We start from the raw sequence: 23,171 nt of genomic DNA, 5'->3' as shown, positions 1-23,171 counted from the left end.
TGAACGCTCCCTAAATCGGGATAAGAAGAGCGAAAATACATGAAAAGACGGGCTAGAATGAGTGTAACTAGACGCTCCCCGCGTTCACCGAGTACCGGAGGTATATAGAAATGACTGTTCCCACACGTCCCCTCTACACCCCGAACCTGCAGCCCGGTGAGGCGGAGCGAACCGCTATCATCGACCTTAATGCTCTTGAGCACAATACGCGCGTGCTCAAAGATATGATCGGCGAACGTAAACTCATTGCCGTGGTGAAAGCGGATGCCTACGGTCACGGCGCCTACCCCGTGGCCCGGTCAGTACTCGAAGCCGGTGCCGATATTCTGGGCGTTGTGCATGTGACCGAAGCCCTGGAATTGCGCTCAGAGGGTATTACCGCCCCGATTATAGCTTGGCTGCACACCCCGCAGACGGACTTCGACGAAGCACTCGAAGCAGATATTATCCTGGGTGCCTCCGGCTGGGACTTAGAAGCAATAGCAGAAGCTGCTAATCGCACCAAGAAGCGTGCTCGTGTACATCTGAAAGTAGACACGGGGCTTGGGCGTAACGGCTCCACCTTTGAGGATTGGCCCGCGTTGGTGGCGCGTGCCCTTGAACTTGAAGCCGCAGGGTTGGTGCGCATTGAGGGAATTTTCTCGCATCTGGCGGTTGCCGATGAACCTGAACGCCCCGAGACCGCACGGCAGATCGCCCGACTTAACGAATTTGTGACCGTTGCCCGCAGCGCGGGTCTTACCCCCGAGCTTGTTCACCTGGCGAACTCCCCGGGAACGATCACCGGCGCGAGCCCCCTATATAACACGAACGAGGCAGTTCTTGCCGATGCAGTACGCTGCGGAATCGCCCTTTACGGTCTGTCCCCGCTCGCGGGTGTGAGCTCCAAAGACCTTAATCTGCGACCCGTTATGACCCTGGGAACCCATGTGTGCAATGTCAAAGAGGTACCCGCCGGGCAGGGGGTCTCATACGGGTTGCGGTACAGCACCGATAAGCCCACCACGTTAGCTCTCATCCCGCTCGGATACGCCGATGGCGTGCCGCGCATCGCTGATGGGGCTCCAGTGCGTATTTACCCGCGTGCCGATGCCGCGAACCCTGTGGAACCGCGCACGTACCGTGCCGTGGGTAGGGTTGCTATGGACCAGCTTGTAGTTGATCTGGAAGAGCCCGGACTCGCCGATCCTGCGCGCGGTGTTCTCGGTGGTTCTGCCGTGCTTTTCGGCTCGGGAGATAACCCTCCCGTTGAAGAATGGGCCGCTGCAGCGCAGACCATTAACTACGAGATTGTGACTCGTATTTCCCCGCGCGTGATACGCATCTACCGCGGTGGCGCCTGGGTGGAACGCGAAGTAGATGGTCTGCATGCCCTGGGATCCCTCTTCGGTCTCGACGATGAACAGACACCGGAAACCGTCTAACGATATGTGAGGTCGAGCCTTCGCACCTCTGTTTAACCCGTACCGTTCCCCGGAAAGAAGCCCATGCACGCACATCCCGTTTTAGAAGTTGATCTTGCCAATCTTGCGCATACACGCGCGGCGGCGCATGCGCTTGCGCCGTTGCTCATCGCTGGGGACCTGCTCTTGCTCTCGGGAGAGCTTGGTGCCGGGAAGACCACTTTCACTCGTGCCCTAGGCGAGGGGCTTGGAGTACGTGAGGGCGTTATTTCACCAACTTTTGTGCTCTCGCGGGTGCATCCCAACCTGTCGGACGGCACCCGCCCGGGCGGACCCGATCTCGTGCACGTGGACGCATACCGGCTCTCTAGCGCCGAAGAATTAGACGACCTCGATCTAGAATTCTCGCTGGAAAAATCCGTGACCGTCATCGAATGGGGACGCGGTAAAGCCGAGCATCTGAGCGATTCCCGCCTGGAACTAGACTTCACGCGACTCACCGGCGCGGACGCCTCCATCGCCTACGCCGCCGAGAATTACTCGCCCACAGGGGAGGGGGAATTCGACTGGGATGCGCTTGACGATCGTGAGGAGGAGAGCGCTGATGCCTCAGAACCGCGGCTGCTGCGCATTACCGCTTACGGCCCACGATGGGAAGGCGAAGCGTATCGAAGTCTTGAAGCCGCCATGCTCAAACTCGGCGTCGAGTAACCTGTTCTAAGAGTTTCCGGAAGTGAACGGAAGCGCACCTCATGAGCTTGCCTTGGGGCATTTATGAAGCGAGAACCCGTCACAATAACGGGTATACGGCAGCACGTTAGAATGATAGGGTGCTCATACTTGCTCTAGATTCATCAGCCACCGCATCCGTGGCTTTGGCGCGCCTCGACGGCGAAAATCCCGGTTCGACCGCAACTATTCTCGCTGCCCGCGAAAGCGCCGATACACGTTCACACGCCGAAGTGATGTCGCCCTTCGTATCCCAGGTACTCGACGAAGCACAGGTAAATGGGCGGAACGTGGATGCGATTCTCACCGGAACCGGGCCGGGCCCTTTCACCGGGCTGCGCGCCGGAATCGTCACCGCCCGAACTCTTGGATTTGCCTGGAACAAACCTGTCTATGGACTTATGAGTCTAACAGCCTTGGCAGAACGAGCATTCGTTCAGGATTTCCAGGGCAAAGCCGCGCAGAAGACCGATATTCTGGTAGCCTCCGATGCGCGCCGCCGCGAAATCTACTCCGCGATCTTCACCGTCACCGAGAACGGATACACGATAAAAACCGGTCCGCAGGTGGCACCCGCAAGCGAAAGTACGCCTGCACCCGGCAGCGTTTCTGGACAGAATACCGCAGGTTACCGTGCCTACGGTTACGGTGCCGAGCTTTACCGCGAACAGCTGGAACAGTTGGGAGTGCAAATTTCTCCCGAGTTATCGCAGCTGCACCCCAACGCAAGCGACCTCGTGCGCGCCGCCGCGCGCTTGGGCGTAAAAAATCTTAGCACCGACACCCGCGCCCTCTACCTGCGTGACTCGGACGCGAAGGTTCCAGCCGCTATGCTTGCGCGGCAGAGCCAGAGCGCTCCGAGCGATCCCGCATCGTCTAAGGGATAGGGGGGCGTAAATATGCACTCGAAACTTCAGCATCCAGAACTTCCCGGTGCGCTCGCCCACGGTGCCCGCCTGCGCCGCGCCGATATCGACGATGTACCGCATCTGTTCACCCTCGAACAAGAGCTCTTCCCCCTCGATGCCTGGAACCTTGATATGTTCCTCGCCGAAATAACCCACCCCACCCGCACCTATTACGTACTTGAGCGGGCGCATGCCAGCGAAAATTTCCAGGAAAACCCCGATAAAAAGAACGCCCCGAATATTATCGGGTACTGCGGGGTTATGACGGTAGCAGACACCGCCGACGTGCAGACCATCGCCGTGCTGCCCGAGTACGAAGGCAATGGATACGGAAGAGCCATGCTCGCCGCAATGCACCGCCGGGCACAGGATTTAGGGGCGCAGCGCATCCTTTTGGAGGTGCGGGCCGATAATCCCCGAGCCCAGAACCTCTACTTGCGCACCGGATACACGCATATTCACACACGGCCCGGCTATTATGACGACGGCACGGATGCGCTGATCATGCTCAAGGACTTCGCCGCCGATGCCTCCACAACAACGGAAACTACCTGAGAAATGATGACTGAACAAACACTTTCTGCCGCGGCTGAACCGCTTGTATTAGGTATCGAATCATCCTGCGATGAGACCGGGATCGGCATTGTACGCGGCACCCGTCTGCTCACCAACACGGTTTCATCCTCTATGGAAGAGCACGTGCGGTTCGGCGGGGTGATCCCCGAAATTGCTTCGCGGGCGCATCTTGATGCTATGATTCCGGCTCTCGAAGCTGCACTTGCAGACGCTCACGTGACCCTCGACGATATAGACGCGATTGCCGTCACCGCCGGCCCTGGGCTCGCCGGTGCACTCATGGTCGGTGTTTCTGCCGCGAAGGCGCTGGCTATCGCTACCGGAAAGCCGCTCTACGGCATTAACCACCTGGTGGCGCATGTGGGCGTGGGGCTGCTCGACGATAACGGTACCGAGGATGGAGCACAGCTGCTTGAGCACGCGCGAGATGGCGGGCTCGGGGCACTGCTGGTTTCTGGTGGTCACACCGAAATTCTGCAGGTGCGCGATATTACTCAGGATGTGCGTCTGCTCGGAGCCACCCTTGATGATGCTGCCGGTGAGGCCTACGATAAAGTTGCTCGCTTACTGGGGCTCGATTACCCGGGAGGCCCTGCTATTGACCGCGCCGCGCGCACGGGGAATGCTAAGGCGTTTGTTTTCCCGCGCGGGTTGTCAAACCGTAAGTTCATGGGTACTGCCGAAGCCCCGGGGGCACACCGGTATAATTTCTCGTTTTCAGGGCTCAAGACCGCCGTAGCGCGCGTGATTGAAGGCTTTGAAGCACGCGGTGAAGAGGTTCCGGTCGCCGATATTGCGGCATCTTTCCAGGAAGCGGTTGTCGATGTTATCACGAAGAAAGCCGTGCTGGCCTGCCGGGAACAGGGACTGCACACCCTCTTACTCGGCGGCGGCGTTGCGGCAAATTCGCGGCTGCGTGAGCTGCTTTCGGCACGATGCACTTCAGCTGGGGTGCGCCTCATTATCCCGAAATTTACGCTGTGTACCGATAATGGTGCAATGGTGGCGGCGCTTGGGGCACGCCTTGTCGAGGCCGGGTATGAACCTTCGGGAATCGATTTTACGACCGATTCTTCGCTGCCGGTCACGACGGTGTGTTTCTAGAGCATTTGCTTAGACTAGAAGGATCCGTCAGCCCGCCTCCTGAGAAAACTCGGGGGAGCGGGCTGGAACTTTATCGGCCCCTAGCGGATGGGACGCGCCCGTGACTGGAGCGCGACATCTCGAATAACCTCGTGGAAAGAGCCTGTTTTCTCATAGATAGCGCGCTGCCGGTCGGCACCGGTGCCCTCCGCCAGCATATTCCTCACATGCTGCAGCTCCGGCAAACAATCCAAATCCTGGGCAACATCCTCTAGCTGAGTAACAAGAAGCTCAATGTCCTCGCGCAGCGGGCGCACCTGTGGCTCGTTAGACACAATGATCTCGGTGTCTAAACCATATCGGGCGGCACGCCATTTATTCTCCTGTGCATGCCAAGGGTTTAACACCTCAATCTTCTCGCCAGCCTCAATTTTGCGCGAGAAAAACTCCACTAAACACTGGGTGAGCGCCGTAACCGCTGCAACATCCCGAATCGACGGAAGACCATCGCAGTAGCGCATCTCCAAGGTGCCATAGCGGGGAACCGGGCGCACATCCCAACGGTCCTCGCTGACCTCTAAAATAGCGCCCGTCTTCACCAAAGCATGCAAATAGTCGCTGTACTCCTGCCAATTTTCAAAATGGAAAGGCAGACCATTTGAAGGCAGCTGCTGATACAGCATCGTGCGGTGCGAACCATAACCGGTATCCACGCTGTCCCAGTAGGGCGAAGACACCGAAAGCCCCAGCAGATGCGCGCAATAGTTGGTGAGCGCATCCACAAGCGGTAATACCTTATCGCGTGAATCGACGCCCACATGCACATGCACGCCAAAAATAACCATGTGCCTGCCCCAGTACTGGCCGCGACCTACCACACGCTGGTACCGCTTCTTTGCAGATACCTGCTGATCCTGCCAATGCGCCGTAGGGTGTGTGCCCGCCGCATAAAAATCAAGTCCCAGCTCATCAGTAACCTCACGGATCTTATCGGTCACCGAGATCAACTGCTGGCACGCTTGCGGAACCGTAGTACACACGCCGGTAATAATCTCAAGCGTATTTTCCAAAAATTCGCCCGCCACATGAGCATGATCCAGGGAAGGTTCCAAAAGTTCAGGATAACGTTCGCCCACACGGGTAAGTACCTCTTGAGCGCGCGCTACCAGCTCTCCGGTATGCTGGTCAATCAGCGCGATCTCCCACTCTACGCCTAGAGTGGATTGCGCCGAGGAAGCGAACGAAATCAAAACTCTCTCCTTCTTAGGGTGACTGCATTTATTCTACGGTGTTGGTGACCACAACAACGCTTTTTCGAGTGCGTATGAACTAAATACGACACGAACATGAAGTATCTGACATAAAACGTCACACACCGTCATCACAGTTTTTGTAGATACGCCGCCCACATAAACCGCTAGACCACAGAATTCTTAGTGTCCGAGCTAGAGACCTGCGCTGAATCAGAAAAATCTACAGGCCGCACATGCCACCCGATGCGCCGTGCCTGCTGCCCGAACCCCACTCGCGTAAACACTAAAGTCGCCGGGTTATAGCCCTGATTCTTCGCGGCCTTCTTACCTGATTTCTTGCCCGCACCGCCTGCCAGCAGGGTCGCACGCATTTTCTCGGGCACCAGATCAACGCCGCGTTTCTTGATCGTCAAAGCCGTAAAACCGCGCTCGCGCACCCACTTTTTGAGCTGTTTCTCATGCACCGGGATTTCCTCAAGAACCTCATAACACTGTGCCAGCGGACTCTGAACAGCTTTTGCCGCCGTGAGGTACGCCAGGTGCGGATCAATCAGGTTCGCCCCAAGCTCTTGGGCTAACTCCTGCACCAGATGCGCCCGCACTACCGCGCCGGAAGGCTCATAGAGGTACTCACCGGGGGAGGGGAACCGGGTTTGCTTTTCATCAACAGGGGTTACTTGCTCCGCAGAATAGGGACTACTCAGCGTGGTTTTGTGAATGCGCAGGCCCTTGTCTTCAGCCTGTCCCGTCGCCTCCTGCCGCAGCACCGTGACCGTGCGTGCAACACCCTCCTGAGCCAAAGCGTTAAACCAAAGCACCAACTCCACGAGAGAGTCCTCATGCTCAACCCACTGCGCCGTGACACGCGGATGCGGGTTCGCCTCACTACGAATATCCTCAGGGCGCGCAATAGCCTCATGCGGCATCCCCGGACCAAGTTTGACACCCATTGGCATACCGGTTTTGGCCAGATCCACCACGAACGAAAGCGGTGGAGAATAGGCTTCGGGATCAAAAATACGTTCTGTACGGGATTTTACGACTCCGGTCAGATCACGTCTGGCCGGATCAAGCCATATGCCCTGCACGACCTTGCCGTTGCCATCACGAAAACTCTCGGGGTTAAAATTCGTCACATCACCGACCACAACCCGTGAACCCGAAAAATCCGCCAGATTTGCGGCAGCAAAAGATGCCGTCAACGGGTCAAGCTCCACAGAAACAGTCGCTAAGGATGCGCGCGCGAACTCCAACGAATCCGCGCCGATACCGCATCCCAGATCGGCAACCGAGCGAACCCCGGCACGGGCAAACACGGCCACGTGCTCGGCAGCAACAACCGGTCGAGTCGCCTGCTGCGCGCCGTGCTCGGTCAAAAACATAGTGCGCGCCCTATCGCCGAACTTTGACAGCGCCCGAGTGCGCGCCTTAACAAGGCTGAGAATATTGGCGGTCTCATCGGGCGTAAACCCCTGCGCCCGCAGCCGCGTAACCTGTTCGAGCGAGTGCTCTTGACTATAGGGGAAAAGCGCATCCGCGGCATCTAACGCCTGCCGGGTAAAAGGCAACTCGGGCGGCAATGCAAACGGCGGCGGGGGCACAAAATCAACCATAGGCTTAAGTGTAGTGGCATGAGCATATGCAGAAGGCTTGGATGCTGCGGCAGGTTCACGGGGCGCTCGCGTATTATCCTGTGCGCGAAACGCCGCCCTCGAAACGGCGCGCATTCTTGACCGGGTGCCGCCGGGATTCTAAAGTTGAATTTAGCACTCGAAGCGGTGCAGTGCTAAACGCCCAGGCACTAGGGCTAAACCGCTTCACAAATTTTTAAAAACGCTGACTAAAAAGGAGCATACCTATGGCTATTAAGCCCCTCGAAGACCGAGTAGTTGTCAAACTAGAGCAGGCTGAGCAGACCACCGCATCCGGTCTGGTTATTCCCGAAACTGCAAAGGAGAAGCCGCAGGAGGCTCGCGTAGTAGCTGTGGGCCCCGGTCGTGTGGACGATAAGGGCAACCGCGTTCCCGTCGATATCGCTGAAGGTGACGTAGTCGTGTTCTCCCGCTATGGCGGTACCGAGGTCAAGTACCAGGGCGAGGAATACCTGATTCTCTCCGCTCGTGACGTTCTGGCGATCGTCGACTAATTTCGCATATATGCAGGATGCGCCGCCGGTTTCTCGCGCGGCGCATCCGCTATACATGACCTAGATTCGGCGCACGCGCGCCTTCTACGATATCGAACGCTCACAACCCTCAAGGAGTAGCGAATATTCATGGCTAAACAGCTTGAATTCAACGATGCCGCCCGTAAGTCCCTGCAGGCCGGCGTTGATAAACTCGCCGATGCGGTCAAGGTTACCCTCGGCCCACGCGGGCGCAATGTTGTGCTCGATAAACAGTGGGGTGCACCGGTTATCACGAATGATGGTGTCTCGATCGCCCGCGAAGTTGAGCTTGAAGACCCCTACGAAAACTTGGGCGCGCAGCTCGCTAAAGAGGTAGCCACCAAGACTAACGACGTTGCCGGTGACGGTACGACCACCGCAACCGTGCTGGCGCAGGCACTTGTGAATGAGGGGCTGCGCAACGTAACAAGCGGTGCGGCACCTGCGGAGGTGAAGCGTGGCATTGAGGCCGCCGTTGAGCAGGTCTCCGAGCGTCTGCTTCAGGATGCCCGCGAGGTACAGGGCCCGGAAGTTGCGCATGTTGCCGCTATTTCGGCTCAGTCCGACCAGATCGGCGAGCTTTTGGCATCTGCTTTTGAGAAGGTCGGTCAGGACGGCGTCATTACTATCGAGGACGGCTCCTCCACTGAGATTGAGCTTGACATTACCGAGGGTATGCAGTTCGACAAGGGCTACCTTTCGCCTTCGTTCGTGACCGATGCCGAGCGTGGCGAAGCGGTTCTTGAAGATAGCCTCATTCTGCTCTACCAGGGTAAGATCTCCACTGTTGCCGAGATTATGCCTCTGCTGGAGAAGGTCGTACAGGCGAAAAAACCGCTGACCATTATCGCCGAAGACGTTGATGGTGAAGCACTGTCCACCCTCGTGGTGAATAAGCTCCGCGGAACTCTCGACGTTGTGGCGCTTAAGGCTCCCGGGTTCGGCGATCGCCGCAAGGCTATTATGCAGGATCTCGCCATTCTGACCGGCAGCATCGTGATTACCCCCGAACTGGGTATCGACCTGGCTCAGGCAACTCTCGAAGAAACCGGTTCGGCGCGCCGCGTGACCGTCACCAAGAACACCACCACGATTGTGGACGGCGGTGGCAGCAAGGAAGCGGTTGAAGACCGTGTGCAGCAGTTGCGCCGAGAGATCGAGGCCGTCGATTCCGAGTGGGATCGCGAAAAGCTCAAGGAACGCCTGGCGAAGCTCGCCGGTGGCGTGGGCGTGATCAAGGTGGGTGCGGCAACCGAGGTTGAGGCTAAGGAACGTAAGCACCGCATCGAAGACGCTGTGTCTTCTACCCGCGCGGCTCTTGAAGAAGGCATCGTATCCGGTGGCGGTTCGGCACTGATCCACGCCAGCAAGGCGCTCGACGGTTTTGAACTCGATAGCCACGACGCAAACGTAGGTGTGCAGATTGTACGCCGCGCCCTGGTACAGCCGCTGCGCTGGATTGCCGAAAACGCTGGCGACGACGGCTATGTGGTGGCGGCAAAGGTCGCCGAACAGCCCGTTGGTCACGGTTACAACGCCAAAACCGGTGAGTATGTTGATCTGTTCGAAGCGGGCGTAATTGACCCCGTGAAGGTCACCCGCTCTGCGCTGCAGAATGCATCATCTATCGCGGCTTTGGTACTCACGACCGAGACTCTGGTGGTTACCAAGCCCGAAGAAGAGGACGAAGACGAATAATTGATGGGTTGCCCGGTTCGAGGAGAGAAAATCTCGTTGAACCGGGCAACAACTATCTGTAGGGGCTTGATGCAGACTGGCCTGAAATAAACGCAAGCGCAGCCTCGAACCGGATACTGCGGCCTTGCAGGAAAGGCACACATCCGAACCGCTCCGTGTACCCCGAAGCAGACGTAAGCGTTTACCATAGAGATACGACGTTTTACACCCGGTGGCACCACTCGCTACACAACATCTATACATCCGGTACAGCATTTGAAAGGCTAAACATGACTGTCCCCACCGCCCTGACCGACGATCCCTTCGGTTTCACTGGTCTGACCTATGATGACGTGTTGCTTCTACCCGGCAACACCGATGTTATTCCCTCCGATGCCGATACCAGCACTCGACTCTCCAAGCGTATTACCCTGGGCACCCCCATTATCTCCGCTGCGATGGATACCGTGACTGATTCCCAGATGGCGATTTCGATGGCGCGCCTAGGCGGCATGGGCGTGATCCACCGCAACCTTTCGATCGAGGATCAGGCAGCGCATGTTGATCGCGTGAAACGCTCCGAATCGGGCATGATCATTAATCCCGTCACCATCGGTGCTGACGCAACTATCGGCGAATACGATAATCTGTGCGGCTATTACAAGGTTTCGGGTCTGCCGGTGGTCACCGAAGATGGCAAACTTGAAGGTATTATTACCAACCGCGATATTCGCTACCTCTCGCGCTCGGACTATGAAAACACCCTCGTGCGCGATGTTATGACCCCGATGCCGCTCATTACCGGTTCGCCGAACCTCACGAAGGATGAAGCCTTCGCCCTGCTCTCGAAGAACAAAATCGAGCGTTTGCCCCTCATTGACGAGGCCGGTAAACTTGCCGGGCTGATTACCCTTAAAGACTTTGTGAAGACCGAACAGTACCCGCGTGCCACCAAGGATGACGATGGTCGCCTGCGTGTTGGCGCTGCTATCGGTTTCTTCGGCGACGGCTACGAACGCGCTATGGCCCTGGTCGAGGCCGGGGTGGATGCGCTCTTCGTCGATACCGCCAACGGACATTCCCAAGGCGTGCTCGATATGATTTCCCGCCTGAAGAAAGATCCCGCAGCCGCACATGTCGATGTGATTGGTGGTCAGGCGGCAACCCGTGAAGGTGCTCAAGCCATTATTGATGCGGGCGCAGATGCCGTGAAAGTCGGCGTGGGTCCCGGATCAATTTGCACCACTCGTATTATCGCGGGTGTGGGCGTACCCCAGGTAACCGCGATTAACGAATCCGCGAAGGCAGCTATTCCCGCCGGTGTTCCGCTCATCGCCGACGGCGGCATGCAGCACTCCGGTGAGATCGGTAAGGCTCTGGTTGCTGGCGCCGATTCCGTGATGCTTGGCTCGCTTTTGGCGGGAACCGCCGAGGCCCCCGGCGATCTGATTTTCATGAACGGTAAGCAGTTCAAAGCCTACCGCGGCATGGGCTCGCTGGGCGCTATGCAGACCCGCGGCCGCCACAAATCATACTCGAAAGACCGTTATTTCCAGGCAGATGTTTCCAGCGAAGAGAAGCTGATTCCCGAGGGAATTGAGGGGCAGGTTCCGTTCCGCGGACCGCTTTCTGCCGTGCTGCATCAGCTTGAGGGCGGTCTGCGCCAGACCATGTTCTACGTGGGTTCACGCACCATTGAGGAGCTTAAGACCAAGGGCAAGTTTGTGCGCATCACCCCGGCGGGTCTGAAAGAATCTCACCCGCACGATATTACGATGACTGTCGAGGCACCTAACTACCGCCGTTAACCACCGCTGACCGGCTTAGTGGTGTGTATGGCTCGAACATTAGAGAATCTATTCCGTCGTGCATTTTGTGATATTTCTAAATAATCTGCGGCTGAACGGGCTATACACCGAGTAGAGTAGATACTGCATCAGGCGCGTAGTCTTGCGGGGCAGCCGTGCGCCAAGAAACACCGGTCAGATACCTTCCGAAGGGAAACATACATGTCCGATATTCAGATTGGGCTCTCTAAGAGTGCCCGCCGCACCTATGCGCTTGACGATGTGGCGCTGGTACCAACGCGCCGCACCCGTGACCGTCGCGATGTCGATACGTCATGGCAGATTGACGCCTTCAAATTTGACACCCCAATTGTGGGCGCACCGATGGACTCTGTGATGTCTCCAGCGACCGCGATTGCGCTCGGAAAGCTCGGTGGGCTAGGCGTGCTCAACCTAGAAGGCTTGTGGACTCGCTATGAGGACCCGCAGCCGCTTCTAGACGAAATTACTGAGCTTCCCGAAGCTGATCCCGCCTCTGCTACCACGCGCATGCAGCAGATTTACGCTGAGCCGATTAAGCCCGAGCTGATTACCGCGCGCCTGGAAGAAATTCGTGATTCGGGTGTTATTGTGGCGGGCTCGCTTACCCCGCAGAACACCCAAGAACATTACGAGACCGTGGTGCAGGCCGGGGCCGATCTTTTCGTGATTCGCGGCGCGTCGGTCTCTGCGGAGCATATCTCAACTTCGCATGAACCGCTGAACCTCAAGAAATTCATTTACGAGCTGGATGTACCTGTTATGGTCGGCGGCGTGGCAGGGTATACCCAGGCGAAGCACTTGATGCGCACCGGTGCCGCCGGTGTTCTGGTGGGCTTCGGCGGCGGTTCCGCGATGACCACCCGTAAGGGGCTGGGCATTTCTGCGCCGATGGCAACCGCTATTGCCGATGTTGCTGCGGCTCGTTCGGACTACCTGGACGAATCCGGTGGACGGTATGTTCATGTGATTGCCGACGGCGGGCTTAGCCGTTCCGGTGACCTGGTGAAGGCACTGGCTCTGGGCGCGGATGCGGTAATGATCGGCGCTCCTCTGGCACGCGCATCCGAGGCGCCGGGTCAGGGCTGGTACTGGGGTAATGAGGCGCATTCGGTGGATTTCCCGCGCGGCGTGCGTACCCCGCTGGGTGTCGTTGGAACCCTCGAAGAAGTGCTGTATGGGCCTTCACACCATGTGGACGGCACGAGCAATATTGTGGGGGCGCTCAAACGCGCTATGGCAACCTGCGGTTATCTGGACTTGAAGAAGTTCCAGAAGGCAGAGATGACGCTTGTGCCTGAATATCGGGGATAATTGCGGTCAGTCTCGCGTTCTGTTGAGTGCGCAGGAACCGAGTGAACATTCTCTTTGCCGAAACGTATTGCGCCCTCACCGGTGAAAATATCCGGTGGGGGCGCATTGTGCTATTCCGAGTCAGGCGCGGAAGCTGGGTATATGATCATACGCGGGGCACAAGCGAGCAGAATCCCGTAGCATGAATAGGGTTAGGTGGGTAATGCGTGGGTGAGCGTGGTGCTGCACCGAAGAAACCGGTCGGGCGAGTTGATATGGGGAATGCATAGTTATGAGTGCGCAAGAGATGGACGCAGAGAAGGCCTTCGAGCGGTTCGAGTCCATGCTGCGGGACTGGCTGCGTGACAGCGGCGGGACTCGCATCGACATCGACTATCACGCCATCCACCGCACCGGGCATGTCATCAACTGGCTGACCATTGACGGTCAGCGCAAGGGCGTCCTGTTTCCCGCGAAGCTGGACTTCACCATGGATGACCTTCGTCCGGCGCAGGTGGATCCTCGTCGGGGTGCGTGGACATACTCGCACCTGTGGATGGAGGCCTCGGACGGTGTGCTGCATCAGGAGTCGGACTGGATGCGTGAGCCAGTCATTAACGGCGAGCCGGTGTCGGAGCAGGGCGCGGCGGTGGAGCTGAGGTTGCACCCCAGGGATCCTGAGTTCATCCCGGAGTGGATGGCGACCAAGGCAGCCGCCTTCCACAAGAAGGAGGAGGCCCGAGCAGGACGTCGCGAACGCGACCGAGCCCGCCGGGAACGCAAGAAGGCTGAAGCTGCCCAGGCTGCGCAGGAGGCCGAGACGAATACGTCGAGTACTGCCAGTGAGGCGGCGGAGAAGGCGAGTAGCTGACTCGGTCGAAGCAGACCGATAGCATAGGAGATTTGTTTATTGTGCGCCCGGTCTTTGTGGGGTGGAGCTCTTGGATGATGAAGGAGAATGACAATGATGGAGTGGTCTTTTGAAGGTCAGATGGAGGTCGCGCAGGCGATCGCGAACCAGTGGGGTGCGTGGATGCGTGCTAACGGCGTTCAGGAGGTCGTCGTTGAGGTTGAGGGTGTCGGTACCCGTGCGGCTGTGAGCAGTCAGGTGCAGCATCAGGGCCATTGGGTGAACAATGCCCTGCCGATGGAGCTAGTGCGCTTGGGTGTGGATCTGCGTGTGGCTATGGGGCGCCCTGGAGGCGGGGCGTGGACCTGGGCACGGCTGTCCATGAGCAGCACAAGCTCGTCTCCGACTTCAACTACGACCGTGAACCCGTTCTGGACCCACCCTACACAGCTCAGGATGTGGCCCAAGAACTGGAGGCTTTCCCGCGGGAACCGAATGCTATTCCTGACTGGATGCGTATCGGCGGCTAGGCTGCCTTCCGTGCCCGTTGTTGGTTTCCTGGCTGAGGCACCTTACTGACCAACCCACTCAGCGGTGGGGCCACGTCCTTCCCACTTGGCCCCACCGCTTTGCCCTCACTGGAATAACACTTCCCCTACCCTGAACTGGCCCCGCATGGTGGGCGACCGACTCGATGCTCTTCATATGGCCACCGAATTGTCCTCAGTGAGTTTCGGCCCTAGGAGGGGGACAGGATGACGTTGTCCAGTAGGGGCTAAACCGACGGAACCCGTCATCAAGGAGGCCCGCCGCGACGACCTGTAACCCATGGCGCGAGCAGCGAAGTAGAGACCTTGGTTTGGCGTTTGCCGTCACACGCGGGTGTCGGTTTAGGAGTTGGTAAAAGATTCGTGTCCGCAACAATTGAATCGCCAGCAATGACTGATCTTACTGAAGCTGAAGAGAAGTATTTCGCAGAGGGAGGGGAATTCTAGCTCTCGTAATGAGACTTAAAGTAGCTTCAATTGCCGAGTTTTCTCGCATTGAGTCCACGATGAGTGACCTGATTACTGAAGCAGGGGGTGTGGTAAGGCAGGGGCGAGCATAACCGAACCCGAGAGATTCTCGGCCCGGACGTTGAGCTGCACATACAACTGAAACCATAAACTTAGAAGGAGGACATAGAATGGGCGTCAGATACCTCTATACCACTCTCAATTCAGGACGCATTATCGCCGACACTGACACGTTCCTCAGCGAGGGAAAGCGGCATTGGCCAGACTCCAAGGGTACACGCTGGAACGACGATGAAGACGATACCGATGCAGACATTCTGCTTACTCCAGATGGAGCATCGACGGTTATCAGTCACTTCAGCGACAATCGACTCATATCTGTGAGCGGGGCAGAATTTGAGGAGGCGGCCGACATTGCCGTTTGGGTGCGATCTCTTAACCCGGACCCCAATTTGGTGTTATGGTTCACTACGAACGTCTTCGACGGGCACACCGTTCTGACTCCGGGCATCACACCCCAGCAGGTTATTGATCAGTGGGTGGACCATCGTGAGCATGACCCCTATGCGGAGTACCCCGAATACTTCTCCTGACAACTCCGCCAACACCGCCAAGAGCACCAAGGAAGAGAAGTATCTTCTCAATTAAGAGAAGAGGCTGGCAAATCTCTTCAGCGGATGGTTGGTTTAAGTAAACGGGGTCAAACATGGGTGGTTCTATGACAGGCTGGCTCAGAAGGTGAACCGGGATCGAGAACATTCACGGCACAGCCTCTCTTAGATAAGGGCAGAGAGAATTCAATCGGGCCGTCTCCTCTGACAACCCAGCATGAGTTAACCTCAGTGGCAACGAAGTCATAGAAGTTGTCAGAGCGATATATATGAGCAGCCTTGAGGGGGAGTACAAATGGAAAGGCATTTTACAACGTGGACCGTCAGTCCAAGGTTCGGCCTAAGGAACAATTTCCTCACCCCACAGACACCAAACATAATTTTCAACGAGATAAAAGACCAGCTGGGGTCTCCAAAATTCCTACGACTTGGTGGTTTCTTTTCGTTTGGTGTGCGTGCGCTTCCGGAGGAGGTGTTGTGGCCGGAGGACGTTCCCAAGAACGACCCCTCCCTCAACAGCTACATGCAGGCCGCAGGTGTTCATGAGGCGATGACTATTGAGGTGCGGGTTTCCGACGGAAGTGACTCCTACACTCACTACACGGTGGCTCGTGAACCTGTGGCCGATCCCGAGGCGTGGACCACGGTGTCCTGGGACAACGGGAACCCCGAACCCTTCACCATCCAGGTTCACCCCGAGGAGGTCTTCACCGGTGAGCAGGCAGTCCCCATCTTCCAAACCTATATCGAGGACAACGCCCTACCACCGGCCAACTTGCTGCGCCGAATCGACGTCTAACCACCAACCTACCACCATGGCTCCGCACCCCACCCGGTGCGGGGCAGATGTTCGGAACGGGTACATAAAGATGGCAATCAGGGGGAGAGCGAGACGCGAAATTGGTAGAGTAGAAGCTACTGGCGCACCTTCCGAGATCACACCTAAAGTCGCTCAGATCTTCAATCTATCGACAAGCCTTAGAAAGCCTAGGAAAGTACCATGAACCCTAGTAAGTCAAATGATGCAGGCTCGGAAACGTCAGGCTTTCGTTCGTACCCAGTCGATCAGGCATTGAATATCATTCGAGCAATAGCCGAGCATCGGTGGCCCATGACTGTTGAAGAGGCATTCTCGTTGCGAGATCAGTTCGGCTGGATACCCGCTCCCGACGACGGGAGATTTTTCGTTACCCCCGTTAGCAATGGCGAGGAAGATGGAACTATAAGCATTGACCGAGAGAACAGAATTTACATATCAGGAATTGACTTCAACTTAACCTCCCAACTTCCTAAAGATGCAAACCCTGACATTCAGTCAGAAATGCGGTCAGTATATTCGAGGTACGTCGAAGCCCTCACTATGAGATATGGTGCAGGTGAAGCCAGATCCAGCAGTGACGTAGATGGTGTTTTGTGGTACCTGCCATCGCGCGCAAGCGTTGACATAGGGATTACTCGCCGATCTATTTCTGTAGCAATTGAATCACCAGCAATGACTGATCTTACTGAAGCTGAAGAGAAGTATTTCGCAGAGGGAGGGGAATTCTAGCTCTCGTAATGAGACTTAAAGTAGCTTCTCGTGAATTATCATGAGCAGGGGTATCTGTGAATGTCGAATACGGTAAATATGCAATGATGCTGTGGCGGCAAGAACCACAATGACCATACGCGGGGCACGGGAGCATTAAACCCCGTAGCATGAATAGGGCAGGCGGGTAGCGTGCAGTGGTTTACGGTATTTCGCAGGTAAGGTGAGAGGAAAAATTGTGGGCGTTAATTACCTATATCCCGTTCTCAGTTCAGAGGATACCCTCATTGATGTCGAAGCTTTCTTACGCGAAGGGCAGCGAAAATGGCCCGGGTGTAAGACGGCGCAGTGGACCGCTGAGGAAGACCGCTTGACGGATGCCGACATCATTATTACCCCTGATGGGGCATCGACGATTATTAGTCATTTCACTGATGGTCGGCTCATATCTGTTGATGGGGCAGATTTTGAGGAGGCCGTAGAGATCGCCGCATGGGTGCGGTCTTTGAACCCAGACCCTGACGTGGTGCTATGGTTTACATCCAGTGCTTTCGATGGTCACACAGTCTTGACTCCGGGAATTACACCCCAGCAGGTGCTTGAGCAATGGGTAGATCACCGTGAACACGACCCTTATGTGGAGTACCCTCAGTACTTCTCGTGAATGATGTAGTCATAGTGAAAGGGGGCGAGGCTGATATGGGCACGGTAAATCCTGAGAGTATGGCGATACCGGCAAGCTAGTAGTGATTGGTTGCTGCGGCAGCAGAGCTGGTTTTTAGAGCCGGATAGGAGATAGGAAGAGGCTAAGGCGCATGACAGATGAGGCTATGGGTGTACCCAGCGGGACAAATCGGGCTATGTCGGAATGGACGTGGCAGGACTACCTGAACTGGGGGCAGGAGATTAACCAAGAGCGAATGGAGGCCGACTGGAAGGGCCTGTGGGACTACGCACCGCCCAATGCAGGAGCCTCTGAAGAAACACTGGCACGTACTGAGGCTCAGCTGGGTTTTCGTTTGCCAAAGTCCTATCGTGATTTTCTCAAGGTAGCCGACGGCTGGCCCTGTTTCTACCAGGACATGACGATCTTCTCCACTAGTGACCTTCTTGGCGGCGAACTGCGTAGGCTGGGCGGGGTTCAGCTGGAGCTGGAGGAGTGCATTGAGGCTATGGCTTCAGACGGTGTTATCGCTGCTGACCATTTCATGGTTGCCGCCGCACAGGGGTCGATTGACATCGTTCTGATGGGGCGGCCCGGTACCCCGGCGGAGGGGACTGCCTCGTGGGTGCGCGGTGAAGTACTAGGACGCTACGACGATCTTCTGGACTATTACCTGTCTATGATGGAGTACAACAAGCTCGAAACCGCCGATCTCAGAAAGGACTTCGGCCCCAAGCCCGACGGCGTTCCCCACGCTGTCCTCGATATACGCTCCAATGAAGGGGAAGACTGACGCAGTTCGCATAGCTAGGTGGGCTATGGCGTTCTCACGCCCGAGGCTGCTCAGCATCTTAAGAATCTATCGACAAGCTCTAAAAATCCCAGAAGAGAGACCGAATTCTCATATGTTATATGAAGCAAACTCTAATCCGTCAGGCTTTCGCGCGTATCCGGTCGAGCAAGCGGTGGCTATCATCCAAGCAATAGCTGAGCACCGGTGGCCTATGACTGTTGAAGAGGCATTCTCGCTACGAGATCAGTTCGACTGGATACCCGCTCCCGACGACGGGAAATTTTTCGTTACACCCGTCAGTAACGGAGAGGAAGATGGCCACATAAGCCTAGATGTCAGCAACAATAAATTTGTATCCGGGATTTCTTTCCGCTTGACCAGTCTCGCATCCCCGGACCCAACCCCAGAAATTAAGGCATTGATACAGTCGGCACGCTCAGGCTACGTTGCTGGACTTACATCACTGTACGGGGCTGCAACCCCTGGCCCTAGCAGCGAAGTAGAAACTTTGTCTTGGTATTTGCCGTCGCGCGCGAGTGTTGGTTTAGGAGTTGGTACAAGACTCGTGTCCGCGACAATTGAATCGCCTGCGATGACTGATCTTACTGAAGCTGAAGAGAAGTATTTTGCGGAGGGCGGGGAGCTTTAACGCTGTGCGCCGCTGGTTTGCTGCCAGCTAGTTTTTGGTTCTGGGTCCTTACCGTACCGGCTAGACTGCGTTCTACACTGGGAAACGACGCATCTCTGCCAACTATTCACCGGGACTTTTCCCCGCGTAGGTTACCAACGGCGTTAGGGGCACATCACGCAGACGCGCTACCCTAGATATGTGTGGAAATTGGCGTTTACTCCCCGCTGGCTGGGTGGGCTTTTGCTGGCTCTCGTCTTCGTGACGGGGTTTGTTGCGCTCTCCAGCTGGCAGTTCAACGCCTCCACCTCACAGCAGGTACATTCCGATCCTGCGAAAGATCGGGTGCGACCTTACACCGAGATTCTGCAGGCGCATCAGCCCGTGACGAACTTGACGGTTGATACCGTAGTGCAGGCGAAGGGGGAGTACGTTCTCGGATCCTCCATGCTGGTAGCGGGTCGCCTCAATAACGGTGACCACGGGTACTGGGTTCTGAGTGAATTCATTCCCGAAGGAACCGATAAAGCCGCCGCTTTGGGAAGCACCAAGCCCCGTGCCATCACAGTGGCACGAGCCTGGATAGCGGGCGAGGATGATCATGCGCCGAGCATACCCGCCGAACCGACAGGGACAGTTGAGGTTGCCGGTCGTGTAGTAAATGCCCAGGGCGCCGCCCCGTACACGCGCACGACCGAGAAGGTGCTGGAAAGCGCATCCCCGGCACAGCTGACAAACCTGTGGGATGCGCCCCTCTATGACGGCGTGCTCACGCTTTCCGCCGAAGTACCCGAGAACAAAAAAGTACCCCTCACCGAACAGTACACAATCGCGGAAAACGCCACTATTATTGGACAGTCTGAGAATCTGCGCCCTATTCGCGCAGCCCAGGCTACCAATGATGCCAACATCAACTGGCTCAACATCTTCTACTCGCTCGAATGGTTGATTTTCGCGGCTTTCGCCCTCTACCTGTGGGGACGCATGCTTAAGGATGCGGCGCATCGTGCCGCCGAACCCGCCGAATACACCCAGTATTTCGAGTACGAGGGCGAATACTTTGTGGACGAAGCCACCGGACGCCCCTACTATTGGGACCCCGCCGACGAGCAGTACTATTTCTTTGATGAAGCTCCCGAAGAAGCATCCGTGCGTATGGAAGATACACCATGCAACGCTCCGGAGAGCGTTAATCCTCAGAAACCTGCAGATACAAAAGACTAACGCAAGCTAAACTCATCAGCACACACGAGAGGCACAGCATGTCAGAGAATTCCGAGAAGAACACAAAAATTACCCCGGTAGAACGTACCGACGGGCGCAAAGTCACCCTATCGCAGAATGCCTCAAAAGCATCAGCAGACGGGGCAGAACACGCGCCCCAGGGCGGATTTACGGTGCGCAAAAAATTTGGCGGTACCGAAACGCAGATTCGTTCCGCACTCACCTTCTATAAATGGTGCGCCTGGATATCCGGTACCTTCCTGCTGCTGCTGGTGGTTGAGATGATTACCCACCACGGGATGGGCTATGACCTGGTGGCGGGTGCAAAAGACGCCGCAACCGGTTCCGATGTGTCGCTCGGCATCCTTAACCGCGAAACCGGAAACCTTACCGGCGGAGTAAACATTTCCACGTGGGTGCTTATCATTCACGGCTGGTTCTACATTATTTATCTGTTCTCCTGCATTCGTATTTGGCTGCTCATGCGCTGGGGCATCGCCCAGCTCATCGTCATGGCGCTCGGCGGTGTGGTGCCGTTCCTCTCATTCATCGTTGAGAAGCGCATCCACGCAGAAACCTTGGCGCAGCTTGAGGCAAACCCGCAGGCGACTAAGCGGTACTAGCCCCCAGCATCGGCGAAAGCCCAACGGCGAGTACCCCTGAATGGGTGCCGCATAAAACCTTTATCTCTCCCGTAGAATAGAAATACAAGACTTCGCGCGCTCGCGCGGAATTTCAAACCTGACACGTGAGGAAAATCCGTGACCGACTCTGTACACCCGGATCAGCTTGAAGAGCGTCCGGTTCTGGTGGTAGATTACGGTGCCCAGTATGCGCAGCTTATTGCTCGTCGCGTGCGTGAGGCGGGTATCTACTCTGAAATCGTTCCCCACTCTATGAGCACCGAAAAGATGCTCGCTAAAAACCCCGCCGCGATTGTGCTTTCGGGCGGGCCTTCGTCGGTGTATGCCGATGGCGCCCCCCGCGGCGATAGGGCACTATTTGAGGCTGGCGTGCCGGTCTTTGGCATTTGCTACGGTTTTCAGGTGATGGCGCAAACCTTGGGCGGTACCGTGGCGCAGACCGGTTCCCGCGAATACGGCGCAACCGATGCGACCCTGTGCGCAGTTGAGTCTTCGTTCCTCACCGGCACCCCGCAGACGCAAAACGTGTGGATGTCGCACGGCGATTCTGTGACCGAAGCCCCCGCCGGGTTTGAGGTTCTGGCGCAGACCCCGGGTGCTTCCGTGGCGGCGTTCGTGGATGAGCACCGCAAGCTGGGCGGCGTGCAGTGGCACCCCGAGGTGAAGCACTCCGACTACGGTCAGGTTGCGCTTGAGAACTTCCTGTATAACATTGCTGGGCTTAAACCCACCTGGTCAACTGACAATATCATTGAGGAACAGGTTGCGAAGATTCGTGAGCAGGTTGGCAAAGACCGCGTGATTTGTGCGCTCTCTGGCGGCGTGGATTCTTCTGTTGCTGCGGCCCTCGTGCATAAGGCTGTAGGCGATCAGTTGACTTGCTTCTTTATCGACCACGGGCTGCTGCGTGCGGGTGAGCGTGAACAGGTTGAGCAGGATTACGCCGCGTCAATGGGTATCCGCGTGATTACCATTGACGAATCAGAGCGTTTCCTCACCGCGCTGGCTGGCGTGAGCGATCCCGAGCAGAAACGTAAGATTATTGGTCGCGAGTTCATCCGTTCCTTTGAACAGGCCGAGCGCAAGCTCATTGAGGAAGCAGGCGAAGAGGGCGCACAGATCAAGTTCCTGGTGCAGGGTACCCTGTACCCGGATGTGGTTGAATCCGGCGGCGGCGAGGGTGCGGCGAATATTAAATCGCACCACAATGTGGGCGGTCTGCCTGAGGACTTGGCGTTTGAGCTGGTCGAGCCGCTGCGTACCCTGTTTAAGGATGAGGTTCGCGCTATTGGTCGTCAGCTGGGTGTTCCCGAGAAGATCGTGGCGCGTCAGCCGTTCCCCGGCCCGGGTCTGGGTATTCGTATTGTGGGTGAGGTGACCCGCGAGAACCTTGAGACCCTGCGTGCGGCGGATGCGATTGTGCGTGAAGAGCTGACCGCCGCCGGTCAGGACGAGCATATTTGGCAGTGCCCCGTGGTACTTCTGTCCGGTGTGCGTTCGGTGGGTGTGCAGGGCGATGGCCGCACCTACGGGCATCCGATTGTGCTGCGCCCGGTTTCTTCGGAGGATGCGATGACTGCCGACTGGTCGCGCCTGCCTTATGACCTGCTGGCAAAAATCTCGAACCGGATTACGAACGAGGTCAAAGATGTAAACCGCGTGGTGCTGGATGTCACCTCCAAACCTCCGGGAACCATTGAGTGGGAGTAGCCCTGCGGGGGAGTAGCCCCTAGGATTCAACCCAGTTTTGTGTAGATAAGCCGCCCGGTGTGTTCTGAGCTTTCAGGATGCACCGGGCGGCTTTGCTGTGGTCATAAAGGTATAGAAGCTGCGCCATGATCCTCTTGAAACGGAATATTTCATCAAGTCCTTCTGCAGCAGAATACGGTTTCGGACGCCCATGATGGGAATGTGAAAGTCTGGAGCGTACTCGATAACAGGTGCAGGCTTGGTTTTCAGAAAATCTTGCTGGTGTTCTCGGTATTGTTCCGCTTGTGGTTTTACCAAGGCTCAAACCCACAAAGTGAATAAACCTTAGAATAAGTGTGACCAGCGTAATGAGAAAAGCAGTACAAATAACTCTAAATTGGCTTAGCCACTGTGAGAACTGGGGGACAGCGTTGTAGACAAGAGTCACGAACCAGCAGGGGTAAGAGCCATTGTTTTTACTGTCATCTGGGAGGTACCCCTAATGAATGACCCTCAGTGTTTTTGTCCTGAAAGTTGGGTGGTCTTCTTAATACTATTCGTCATGATGATAATCGTTAAGATGCCCAAAATAACCTCGTAAAGGGCTAC

At 56.6% G+C, this 23,171-nt stretch carries 22 protein-coding genes; 20 read left to right on the top strand and 2 right to left on the bottom strand.

From position 1 onward, the window contains the following. Window positions 1-110: 110 nt before the first annotated feature. From alr to tsaD, 5 genes are all read left to right on the top strand, one after another. Window positions 111-1,424, top strand: coding sequence for an alanine racemase (alr, locus tag HMPREF2804_RS04375; RefSeq protein WP_070627459.1), 1,314 nt, complete (start codon window positions 111-113; stop codon window positions 1,422-1,424). 63 nt (window positions 1,425-1,487) lie between these two features. Then, window positions 1,488-2,114 carry a tRNA (adenosine(37)-N6)-threonylcarbamoyltransferase complex ATPase subunit type 1 TsaE gene (gene tsaE, locus HMPREF2804_RS04370; RefSeq protein WP_070627457.1) on the top strand — a complete coding sequence of 209 codons (627 nt, stop codon included), beginning with the start codon at window positions 1,488-1,490 and terminating at the stop codon, window positions 2,112-2,114. A 119-nt stretch (window positions 2,115-2,233) separates the two neighbouring features. Next, the gene (tsaB, locus tag HMPREF2804_RS04365; RefSeq protein ID WP_070449009.1) at window positions 2,234-3,019 is read left to right on the top strand and encodes a tRNA (adenosine(37)-N6)-threonylcarbamoyltransferase complex dimerization subunit type 1 TsaB; all 786 of its coding nucleotides are present in this window, start codon (window positions 2,234-2,236) and stop codon (window positions 3,017-3,019) included. A 12-nt stretch (window positions 3,020-3,031) separates the two neighbouring features. Next, window positions 3,032-3,595, top strand: a complete 564-nt coding sequence (rimI, locus tag HMPREF2804_RS04360; RefSeq protein ID WP_070627455.1) for a ribosomal protein S18-alanine N-acetyltransferase — start codon at window positions 3,032-3,034, stop codon at window positions 3,593-3,595. 3 nt (window positions 3,596-3,598) lie between these two features. Continuing rightward, a complete protein-coding gene (tsaD, locus tag HMPREF2804_RS04355; RefSeq protein WP_210399309.1) occupies window positions 3,599-4,720 on the top strand; it encodes a tRNA (adenosine(37)-N6)-threonylcarbamoyltransferase complex transferase subunit TsaD in 1,122 nt (373 codons plus the stop codon). Between the two features lie 80 nt (window positions 4,721-4,800). On the opposite strand, the gene HMPREF2804_RS04350 is transcribed toward tsaD, so the two are convergent. Together HMPREF2804_RS04350 and HMPREF2804_RS04345 are read right to left on the bottom strand one after the other, a co-directional pair. Beyond that, window positions 4,801-5,949, bottom strand: a complete 1,149-nt coding sequence (locus HMPREF2804_RS04350; protein WP_048754745.1) for a glutamate--cysteine ligase — start codon at window positions 5,947-5,949, stop codon at window positions 4,801-4,803. Between the two features lie 167 nt (window positions 5,950-6,116). Then, the gene (locus HMPREF2804_RS04345) at window positions 6,117-7,565 is read right to left on the bottom strand and encodes a class I SAM-dependent methyltransferase (protein WP_070627605.1); all 1,449 of its coding nucleotides are present in this window, start codon (window positions 7,563-7,565) and stop codon (window positions 6,117-6,119) included. 245 nt (window positions 7,566-7,810) lie between these two features. Here HMPREF2804_RS04345 and groES point away from each other — a divergent pair, with 245 nt between their 5' ends. The 15 genes from groES (at window position 7,811) to guaA (ending at window position 22,583) form a co-directional block, all read left to right on the top strand. After that, the gene (gene groES, locus HMPREF2804_RS04340) at window positions 7,811-8,098 is read left to right on the top strand and encodes a co-chaperone GroES (protein ID WP_004005229.1); all 288 of its coding nucleotides are present in this window, start codon (window positions 7,811-7,813) and stop codon (window positions 8,096-8,098) included. Between the two features lie 129 nt (window positions 8,099-8,227). Further along, complete coding sequence (gene groL, locus HMPREF2804_RS04335; protein WP_070627450.1) at window positions 8,228-9,817, top strand: chaperonin GroEL; 1,590 nt, start codon at window positions 8,228-8,230, stop codon at window positions 9,815-9,817. Window positions 9,818-10,086: 269 nt separating this feature from the next. Further along, window positions 10,087-11,604 carry an IMP dehydrogenase gene (guaB, locus tag HMPREF2804_RS04330; protein WP_004005227.1) on the top strand — a complete coding sequence of 506 codons (1,518 nt, stop codon included), beginning with the start codon at window positions 10,087-10,089 and terminating at the stop codon, window positions 11,602-11,604. A gap of 201 nt (window positions 11,605-11,805) precedes the next feature. Next, window positions 11,806-12,936, top strand: a complete 1,131-nt coding sequence (locus HMPREF2804_RS04325; protein ID WP_048754743.1) for a GuaB3 family IMP dehydrogenase-related protein — start codon at window positions 11,806-11,808, stop codon at window positions 12,934-12,936. Between the two features lie 271 nt (window positions 12,937-13,207). Then, window positions 13,208-13,786: a hypothetical protein gene (locus HMPREF2804_RS04320; RefSeq protein ID WP_070448999.1), complete on the top strand. Its 579-nt coding sequence runs from the start codon at window positions 13,208-13,210 to the stop codon at window positions 13,784-13,786. A 93-nt stretch (window positions 13,787-13,879) separates the two neighbouring features. Then, a complete protein-coding gene (locus tag HMPREF2804_RS04315) occupies window positions 13,880-14,344 on the top strand; it encodes a hypothetical protein (protein WP_210398365.1) in 465 nt (154 codons plus the stop codon). Between the two features lie 607 nt (window positions 14,345-14,951). After that, on the top strand, window positions 14,952-15,374 hold the full coding sequence (locus HMPREF2804_RS04310; RefSeq protein ID WP_070448997.1) for a hypothetical protein: 423 nt from the start codon (window positions 14,952-14,954) through the stop codon (window positions 15,372-15,374). Between the two features lie 313 nt (window positions 15,375-15,687). Next, window positions 15,688-16,191, top strand: coding sequence for an NTP pyrophosphohydrolase (locus HMPREF2804_RS11290; protein WP_246824142.1), 504 nt, complete (start codon window positions 15,688-15,690; stop codon window positions 16,189-16,191). A gap of 201 nt (window positions 16,192-16,392) precedes the next feature. Next, window positions 16,393-16,941, top strand: a complete 549-nt coding sequence (locus HMPREF2804_RS04300; RefSeq protein ID WP_070448996.1) for a DUF6301 family protein — start codon at window positions 16,393-16,395, stop codon at window positions 16,939-16,941. Window positions 16,942-17,158: 217 nt separating this feature from the next. Beyond that, window positions 17,159-17,584 carry a hypothetical protein gene (locus HMPREF2804_RS04295; protein WP_070448994.1) on the top strand — a complete coding sequence of 142 codons (426 nt, stop codon included), beginning with the start codon at window positions 17,159-17,161 and terminating at the stop codon, window positions 17,582-17,584. A 151-nt stretch (window positions 17,585-17,735) separates the two neighbouring features. Next, the gene (locus HMPREF2804_RS04290) at window positions 17,736-18,377 is read left to right on the top strand and encodes an SMI1/KNR4 family protein (protein ID WP_070448992.1); all 642 of its coding nucleotides are present in this window, start codon (window positions 17,736-17,738) and stop codon (window positions 18,375-18,377) included. Window positions 18,378-18,549: 172 nt separating this feature from the next. Continuing rightward, on the top strand, window positions 18,550-19,026 hold the full coding sequence (locus HMPREF2804_RS04285) for a DUF6301 family protein (protein ID WP_210399308.1): 477 nt from the start codon (window positions 18,550-18,552) through the stop codon (window positions 19,024-19,026). A gap of 180 nt (window positions 19,027-19,206) precedes the next feature. After that, window positions 19,207-20,229 (top strand): SURF1 family protein, encoded by a 1,023-nt coding sequence (locus HMPREF2804_RS04280; RefSeq protein WP_070448990.1) that lies wholly within the window; start codon window positions 19,207-19,209, stop codon window positions 20,227-20,229. 38 nt (window positions 20,230-20,267) lie between these two features. Further along, window positions 20,268-20,852, top strand: coding sequence for a DUF3817 domain-containing protein (locus tag HMPREF2804_RS04275; RefSeq protein WP_070627448.1), 585 nt, complete (start codon window positions 20,268-20,270; stop codon window positions 20,850-20,852). A 138-nt stretch (window positions 20,853-20,990) separates the two neighbouring features. Then, window positions 20,991-22,583 carry a glutamine-hydrolyzing GMP synthase gene (guaA, locus tag HMPREF2804_RS04270; protein ID WP_070618497.1) on the top strand — a complete coding sequence of 531 codons (1,593 nt, stop codon included), beginning with the start codon at window positions 20,991-20,993 and terminating at the stop codon, window positions 22,581-22,583. Window positions 22,584-23,171: the final 588 nt, after the last annotated feature.

The organism is Rothia sp. HMSC065G12 (genome assembly GCF_001811455.1).
Lineage (GTDB): Bacteria > Actinomycetota > Actinomycetes > Actinomycetales > Micrococcaceae > Rothia > Rothia dentocariosa.
This window is presented reverse-complemented; position numbering and strand designations above follow the sequence as displayed.

What these genes read in the sequence shown, in the direction of transcription:
- alr (WP_070627459.1), top strand. Translation starts at nt 111, where the DNA reads ATGACTGTTCCCACACGTCCCCTCTACACCCCGAACCTGCAGCCCGGT.
- tsaE (WP_070627457.1), top strand. Translation starts at nt 1,488, where the DNA reads ATGCACGCACATCCCGTTTTAGAAGTTGATCTTGCCAATCTTGCGCAT.
- rimI (WP_070627455.1), top strand. Translation starts at nt 3,032, where the DNA reads ATGCACTCGAAACTTCAGCATCCAGAACTTCCCGGTGCGCTCGCCCAC.
- tsaD (WP_210399309.1), top strand. Translation starts at nt 3,599, where the DNA reads ATGATGACTGAACAAACACTTTCTGCCGCGGCTGAACCGCTTGTATTA.
- HMPREF2804_RS04345 (WP_070627605.1), bottom strand. Translation starts at nt 7,565, where the DNA reads ATGGTTGATTTTGTGCCCCCGCCGCCGTTTGCATTGCCGCCCGAGTTG.
- groES (WP_004005229.1), top strand. Translation starts at nt 7,811, where the DNA reads ATGGCTATTAAGCCCCTCGAAGACCGAGTAGTTGTCAAACTAGAGCAG.
- groL (WP_070627450.1), top strand. Translation starts at nt 8,228, where the DNA reads ATGGCTAAACAGCTTGAATTCAACGATGCCGCCCGTAAGTCCCTGCAG.
- guaB (WP_004005227.1), top strand. Translation starts at nt 10,087, where the DNA reads ATGACTGTCCCCACCGCCCTGACCGACGATCCCTTCGGTTTCACTGGT.
- HMPREF2804_RS04325 (WP_048754743.1), top strand. Translation starts at nt 11,806, where the DNA reads ATGTCCGATATTCAGATTGGGCTCTCTAAGAGTGCCCGCCGCACCTAT.
- HMPREF2804_RS04320 (WP_070448999.1), top strand. Translation starts at nt 13,208, where the DNA reads ATGAGTGCGCAAGAGATGGACGCAGAGAAGGCCTTCGAGCGGTTCGAG.
- HMPREF2804_RS04315 (WP_210398365.1), top strand. Translation starts at nt 13,880, where the DNA reads ATGATGGAGTGGTCTTTTGAAGGTCAGATGGAGGTCGCGCAGGCGATC.
- HMPREF2804_RS04310 (WP_070448997.1), top strand. Translation starts at nt 14,952, where the DNA reads ATGGGCGTCAGATACCTCTATACCACTCTCAATTCAGGACGCATTATC.
- HMPREF2804_RS11290 (WP_246824142.1), top strand. Translation starts at nt 15,688, where the DNA reads ATGGAAAGGCATTTTACAACGTGGACCGTCAGTCCAAGGTTCGGCCTA.
- HMPREF2804_RS04300 (WP_070448996.1), top strand. Translation starts at nt 16,393, where the DNA reads ATGAACCCTAGTAAGTCAAATGATGCAGGCTCGGAAACGTCAGGCTTT.
- HMPREF2804_RS04290 (WP_070448992.1), top strand. Translation starts at nt 17,736, where the DNA reads ATGACAGATGAGGCTATGGGTGTACCCAGCGGGACAAATCGGGCTATG.
- HMPREF2804_RS04275 (WP_070627448.1), top strand. Translation starts at nt 20,268, where the DNA reads ATGTCAGAGAATTCCGAGAAGAACACAAAAATTACCCCGGTAGAACGT.